Annotated in this window: 5 protein-coding genes; 2 read left to right on the forward strand and 3 right to left on the reverse strand. The window is 68.0% G+C overall.

Going from position 1 to position 6,894, the window contains the following annotated elements; translation table 11 throughout:
• Positions 1-146: 146 nt before the first annotated feature.
• From MKL11_RS28100 to MKL11_RS28115, 3 genes are all read right to left on the reverse strand, one after another.
• The gene (locus MKL11_RS28100; protein WP_243949649.1) at positions 147-1,235 is read right to left on the reverse strand and encodes a sugar-transfer associated ATP-grasp domain-containing protein; all 1,089 of its coding nucleotides are present in this window, start codon (positions 1,233-1,235) and stop codon (positions 147-149) included.
• A gap of 517 nt (positions 1,236-1,752) precedes the next feature.
• Positions 1,753-2,337, reverse strand: a complete 585-nt coding sequence (locus tag MKL11_RS33445; protein ID WP_313900789.1) for a response regulator transcription factor — start codon at positions 2,335-2,337, stop codon at positions 1,753-1,755.
• The gene (locus tag MKL11_RS28115; protein WP_243949651.1) at positions 2,334-3,395 is read right to left on the reverse strand and encodes a sensor histidine kinase; all 1,062 of its coding nucleotides are present in this window, start codon (positions 3,393-3,395) and stop codon (positions 2,334-2,336) included. The genes MKL11_RS33445 and MKL11_RS28115 overlap by 4 nt, the downstream gene beginning before the upstream one ends.
• Positions 3,396-3,611: 216 nt before the next feature.
• Here MKL11_RS28115 and MKL11_RS28120 point away from each other — a divergent pair, with 216 nt between their 5' ends.
• Both MKL11_RS28120 and MKL11_RS28125 read left to right on the forward strand, forming a co-directional pair.
• Positions 3,612-4,895, forward strand: coding sequence for an efflux RND transporter periplasmic adaptor subunit (locus MKL11_RS28120; protein ID WP_243949653.1), 1,284 nt, complete (start codon positions 3,612-3,614; stop codon positions 4,893-4,895).
• 20 nt (positions 4,896-4,915) lie between these two features.
• A partial coding sequence (locus tag MKL11_RS28125; protein ID WP_243949655.1) for an efflux RND transporter permease subunit occupies positions 4,916-6,894 on the forward strand: 1,979 nt, incomplete at its 3' end.

The following is a 6,894-nucleotide window of genomic DNA, read 5'->3' on the forward strand; positions in this document are numbered from 1 at the left end:
TCAGAAGGATCGGTAAGGCCAGCGCCCGCATCGGCGGCCGGCCCCGCGGACGTTTCAGATAAGGTGCCGAACGCCCCCCGGGGCGATAGCATTCCGTCAAATCAAGCGATAGCTTTCCCATTAAATTCTACAATTAAATTAAGCTATTACAGTCTATCGATCATGTGACGCATCCTGCGTCGATGGACTGAAGCCCGGCCGCGCTGGTCGGCGAGGAACGCGTCGAATTCCAGGCCCAGGACGCCACTCCGGTCGGCGAGCTGCACCAAGAAGAAATCCGGCGTCTCGTTCATCTCCACGATGACCGGGCCGTTGGCCGTGCAGGCGATGTCCCAGCCGATCAGCGGGACGTGACGCATGAGGCGTGCCCCTTCGACGGCGAGGGCGCAGGTCGCCTCCCAATGCGGATGTCGGGCGCCAGTGAAATCGGCGCCGGTATCGGGGTGACGCGTGTGCTCGCGTAGGGCGAGCCCGATCCCCGAGACCACCCGGCCGAGACGGCCGGTCACCCGGTCGATCTGCCCGAGCAGGTTGCCGCCGCGCCAGTAATTGTCGGCCGCGTTGATCCCCGCCGGCAGCTTCCAGGCCGCCCGGAACACGCGCGGCCCGTCTTGGTGCGCCAAAGTCACGATCCGGACCGTCGCGAGGCGGGCGCCGCACAAAGCGGCGATGGACGGCTCGGGCGCGGCCAGCGGCTGGAACAGGTAGCCGTCGCGATAGTGCGTATCGATCGCCTCCATGAGGTCGTCGAGGGCGAGCCGGCTGCCGTCCTGCCGTTCGAGCATCCGCGTGCCGATGCAACAGCGTGCGAGTGCGATCGCGCCGAGGCTCTGCCCCCCCTCGATCGGCTTGCCGAACAGGGGATAGTGGCCCGGATCGAGGAGGAAGGCCTCGAGAGCCGGTCGGTCGGTCAGAACCCGCTCGGATCCCCCCGAGAGCCGCGGCGCGTAGATCGCCCGGATCAGGATCGTCGGGAGGCCGTGGGCGGCGAGGTAGCCGAGCGCCGCGACCTTATCGGACATCAAGCCGAGCCAGTCGTGGCGGAAGTTCGCCGCGACGCAGAGATCGCGGTTGCGTCGCTGTCCAACGAAACTCTCCAGGCCGCCGGCCGTGCGGATATCTGGATCGTACAGCCGCAACCGGATGAAATCGGAGAAGCCGAGGCTGCCGGGGCCGAAGGCGAGGCGCGCGAAGGACAGGGCCAGAGCGGCCGGCCCGAGGCCGCTCGCCCGCACGATCGTAGCAAAGTCGCCGGCACCGAGCGCGGGCGCGGTGGGCCGGGCGAAGTCGAGCGCGGGCCGGGGGAGGGATGCTTCCGAAATTGCACGCCTAGTTATCGCGGGGCCGGCGGGAACCGGCGGTGTCTTTGGAAGTGCCGCATCCATCGCCGTGGGTCCGTTTGGCGCCGGGCCCTCAGGGCCATCGCACGCCGAGGATGCGGCCGGCGGCAACGGTACGAAACTGTCAAGTTTGACAGGTCGGCTCGGGCTGGAGATCGGTTGAGAACGGCTGGTGGCGCGACTCGTCCTTGGCGAATGCCAGTGCGGGAAGCGAGCGCGCCGTCAACGCCGCCATCGTCGAAGCCCTGCAGGCGAACGGTCGGGCGGGCCCCTTCGCTCACCCGGATCTGTGGACGGCTGGCGATCCGGGTCACCATCGTCAACCATCACATCGACGAGCGCGCATTGGCGTCGGCTGACCGCGTGGGCCGGCGGGACCTAGCTCGGCGCAGTGGCGACACAGGCGCTTCACTCAACCCGGGATGAGCCCTAGCCGCAAGCAGGCGATCGCCGCCTGCATCCGCGTCGCAACGTCGAGCTTGCGCATCACTCGGTCGACGTGGAAGTTCACCGTACGCTCGCTGATGCCCAGGATCTTGGCGATGTCGGCGGAGGATTTACCCCGGGATACCCAGGCCAGCACCTCGCGTTCGCGCTCCGTCAGGACGGGTGGAGCCGGGGTGCCGGCAGCCGGGGCGTTCTTCTGCAACACGTTGTTCAGGACGGCCAGCAGGAGCTCGAAGTCGATCGGCTTAACGATGAAATCGTCGCAGCCGAGGCGGCGGGCCTCGATCTGGTTCTCCCGGCCGGAATGGGCGGTCACCAGCACGAACGGCGTCTGCGACCCCCGCGCCCGCAGGGTTCGCAGAAGATCGAGACCACTCTGGCCGGGCAGGTCGATGTCGCACAGGATGGCGTCGTAGGCCTCGCCGAGTCGGGTAAGACCCGACGGACCGCTGTCGGCGCGAACGACATGGAAACCCGCTTCAACGAGCACTTCCTCGACGAGTTCGGCGATGGCGCCGTCGTCTTCTATGCAGAGGATGCGGCGGCTCACGCGACCGGTCCCGGAAGGTGGAGGCGGACCGTCGTGCCCGCGCCAGGGCGGCTTTCCAGAGTCACGCCGCCGCCATGCGCCTCGGCGAAGTGGCGCACGAGGTACAGCCCAACACCGATGCCGGGTATGCCGGCGCTGTTCACGGCCCGGTAATAGGGTTCGCACACCCGCGCGACCTCCTCTGGAGGGATCCCCGCGCCCCGGTCTGCCACGGCGATCTCCATGCCGGTGAGCACGGTCGAGGGTGCGACGGTGATGCGGATGTCGGCCGGCGCCGCGGAATACTTGACCGCGTTGCCGACGAGGTTGGCGACGGCCTGGTAGACCAGGGCGGGATCCCCGAACAGCGCCGGCTCGGGCCGGCGGATGTCGAGGGTGAGCCGCACCCCCTCGTGCTCGGTGGCCAGCGGGCCGAGCAGCGCCCGCGCGTCGATCGCCTCGCGGTGCAGGTCGATCTCGCCGCGCCCGACCTCCGCGGCGAGGCGGATGCGGGTGACGAGGCCCTGGAGCCGAGCCGCTGCGTCCCGGATCTTGCCAGCACGTGCAACAATCTCGTCGGGCTCGACCGTGCGAGCGAGCTTGATCAGGCGGTAGCCCTGGCCGTCGATCGAGGTCAGCGCGGTGGCGATCTCGTGGGTCAGGATCTGCACGAACCGCCGTCCGGTCTCGGCCGCGAGCCGCTCCTCGGCGAGATGGGCCTGGACGATGGCGAAGTTGCGCCGCCTCTGCTCACCCAGGAAGGCGACGAGCCACTGCGCCGCCACCGCGATCACCCGATTGACCACGAAGCTGACGGCGATCCCACCTTCGGGTGGCCGGATGAATGAGCCGACGAGCGAGGCCAGGGTCGCGGCGGCCGCGAGGCGGAACGTGCTGCCCGAACGGAGATAAACGCCGAGGAGGATCGGCAGGGTGTAGGCGAAGCAGATCGAGACGTTGTCGGACGGCTCGATCAGGTCGGCGGTGAATACGCCGAGGATCAGCGCCGGCGCCAGGATGAGCGCCGCGAGCGGGGGCCGCCCAGCGGCAGGCCGATCGGTACATGTCTTAGGGCACATCGGCCACTATGCCGAGGTTTTCGGCGGAAGCCACCGGAACCGTTTCGAGAGGCTGGCGGCCCGAATCACCTCTCGGTGAAGACGAGGCCCGGCGATGAGGCCACCTGTCAGACCTGCCAGTTTCCGTGCTCCCTGAGCGCTGCCTAATGGCCGACGGACGGAAGGCCGGCTGCCTGCAGCTTGCAGCCTTTATCCCCTCCGAAAAGGATCGGCGACATGGGGACGATACGGCAGGGACGCCGCGGCGGTGCGGGGCCGTGGGTATTGCTGGTGATCGGGGTCGCCGCACTGTTCGCCTTCCCGCCCTTCCGTCACGAGGCCGCGATCCTTCTTCAGGACGTCGTTGCCTGGACGAGCGGTCGCCGCGCCCCCGTGGCGACCGCCGACCGGCCGGTTGGCGCGGCTACCCCGGCCCGCGCCTTCCGGCCGACTCCGGGCCAGCTTGCCGCTATGACGATCGTGCCGGTTACGCGTGCCGCCTTTGCGCCCGAGAGCTCGGCCGAGGGCCGCATCGCCCTCAACGACGACGAGAACGTCCCGGTCTACTCGCCCTATGCGGGACGGGTCGTGCGCATCCTCGCCCGGGCCGGCGAGGAGGTGAAGGCCGACCAGCTCCTGTTCACGGTAGAGGCTACCGACATGGTTCAGGCGCAGAACGACTATCAGACCGCGATCAATGCGCTGGCCAAGGCGCGCGAGCAGCTCAAGCTCAACACGATCATCGCCGACCGGCAGCGCGCGCTGTTCCAGGCGAAGGCCGCTGCGCTGAAGGACTATCAGAGCGCACAGAACGACGTCATCTCGGCGGAGAGCGACCGGATGACGGCCGATGCGGCCCTCGAGGCCGTGACGAACCGGCTGCGCATACTCGGCAAGTCGGATGCCGAGATCGCGGCCTTCAAGACGAGCGGCCGCATGAATGCCGAGACCGAGATTCGTGCGCCGATCGCCGGGACGGTCGTCCAGCGCAAGCTCGGCCTCGGCCAGTACCTCTCAGCCAGCGGGGACCCGCAATTCGTCATTGGCGACCTCGCCACGGTCTGGCTGATCGCCAACGCGCGGGAGGGTGAGATCCCGGACCTGCGCGTCGGCCAGCCGATCACCGCGAAGGTCGATGGCTTCGGCAACCGAGCCTTCAGCGGCCGGATCGACTTCATCGCCGCGAGCCTCGACCCCGCCACGCGCCGCCTCGCGATCCGCAGCGACATCGCGAATCCGGACCAGGCCCTGAAGCCAGAGATGTTCGCCCGCTTCACAATCGTGACCGGCCCCGCCCGGATCGGTGCAGCCATCGCCGAGAGCGCCGTCGTTCATGAGAGCGAGGGTGCGCATGTCTGGCTGCTGAGGCCGGACGGGGCCATCGAGGCCCGGACCGTCCGCCTCGGTCGGCGCGCGGGCGACCTCGTCGAGGTCACGGACGGGCTCGCCGCGGGCGAGCGGATCGTCGCCCGCGGCGCCCTCTTCATCGACCGATCCGCCTCGGGCGACCGGTCCTCCTGAGCAGGGAACGGCGCGCCGCCATGAACCACGTGATCGCGTTCGTCCTCCGCCAGCGCGTGCTGGTGCTGATCCTGTTCCTCGCCGTCCTCGGTGTGGGCTACGGCGCCTACACGCAGCTCAACGTCGAGGCCTATCCCGACCCGGTGCCACCGCTCGTCGACGTCATCACCCAGAATCCCGGGCAATCGGCAGAGGAGATCGAGCGCTACATCACCATCCCGCTGGAGATCCAGCTCGCCGGCATCCCCAACACCACCGTCGTGCGCAGCATCTCGCTGTTCGGGCTGTCCGATGTGAAGGTGCAGTTCAACTACAACTACACGTACGAGGAGGCGGAGCAGCGTGTCCTCAACCGGCTCTCCCAGCTCTCGCCGTTGCCCAACAATGCTCAGCCGCAAATCTCGCCGACGAGCCCGGTGGGCGAGATCATGCGCTACCAGCTCACCGGTCCCGAGGGCTTCTCGTCCACCGACCTGAAGACGCTGCAGGACTGGGTGCTGGAGCGCCGGTTCAAAGCGATCCCCGGCGTGGTGGACGTCTCGGGCTTCGGGGGCAAAACCAAGGAATACGAGATCGCCGTCGACCTGACGCGCCTCCAGGGCGTCGGGCTGACACTCGTCCAGCTCGTCGCGTCGCTGAACAACTCCTCGATCAATGTCGGCGGCCAGACCCTCAACGTCGGCGAGCAGTCGGCGGTGGTGCGTGGCGTCGGCCTGATCCGAGACCCCGACGACATCCGCAAGACCATGCTGACCCAGGTCAACGGTGTGCCGGTTTTCGTGCGGGACGTGGCTGAAGTGCACGTCTCGAACGCGCCGCGGCTCGGCATCGTCGGGCTTGACGGACAGGACGACGTCGTGGAGGGCATCGTCCTGCTGCGCCGTGGCAGCCCGAGCCTGCCGACGATCCAGCGGGTCGAGGCCGAGATCGAGACCATCAACACCACGGGCATCCTGCCGCCGGGGGTACAGATCGAGCGGATCTACGACCGGTCGGGCCTGATCCACACCACGACCCACACGGTGATGCACAATCTCGTCTCCGGGGTGGTGCTGGTGTTCATCGTGCAGTGGCTGTTCCTCGGCTCGCTCACCAGCGCGATCATCGTGGCGGCCACGATCCCGTTCGCCCTAGCCTGCGCGGTGGCGATCCTGGTGATCCGGGGAGATTCGGCAAACCTGCTGTCGCTGGGCGCCATCGATTTCGGCCTGATCGTCGATGCCACGGTGATCATGGTCGAGAACGTGTTCCGGCACCTCGCCGAACCCGCGCATTCCAAGGAGAAGCCCGCGCCCGGCGGCCTCATGGGGAGGCTGGGGACGATCGCCATCGCCGGGGCGGAGGTGAACCGGGCGATCTTCTTCTCGGCGACGATCATCATCGTCGGCTTCCTGCCGCTGTTCACGATGTCGGGCGTCGAGGGCCACATCTTCGGGCCGATGGCCAAGACCTACGCCTACGCGCTGGTCGGCGGCCTGCTCGCGACCTTCACGGTCTCGCCCGCGCTCTCGGCCGTCATCCTGCCGAAGCACGTGGAGGAGCGCGACACCCTGATCGTGAAGGTGCTGCGCTTCGGCCACGAGATCATCCTCGGCTTCGGCCTGCGCAACCGCATCCTGTCGATCGCCGTGACGGTGGCGATCCTGCTGGTCTCGGGGCTGGCCGCGCGGAACCTCGGCCTCGAGTTCCTGCCCAAGCTCGAAGAAGGCAACCTCTACGTGCGCGGCACGATGCCGGCCTCGATCTCGCTGGAGGCCGGCAACACCTACGTCGAGCGGCTGCGCAAGATCTTCACCGAGGTGCCGGAGGTCGTCACCGTGATCTCGCACCAGGGACGGCCGAGCGACGGCACCGACGCCACCGGCTTCTTCAACGTCGAGATCCTGGCCCCGCTCAAGCCCATCGACGAATGGCGCAAGGGGCTCGACAAGGAGCAGCTCATCGCCGGCCTGTCGAAGCGCCTCGACGCCGAGTTCCCCGGCATCGAGTTCAACTTCTC

The sequence above is a fragment of the Methylobacterium sp. J-077 genome, assembly GCF_022829365.1.
Taxonomy (GTDB): Bacteria; Pseudomonadota; Alphaproteobacteria; order Rhizobiales; family Beijerinckiaceae; genus Methylobacterium.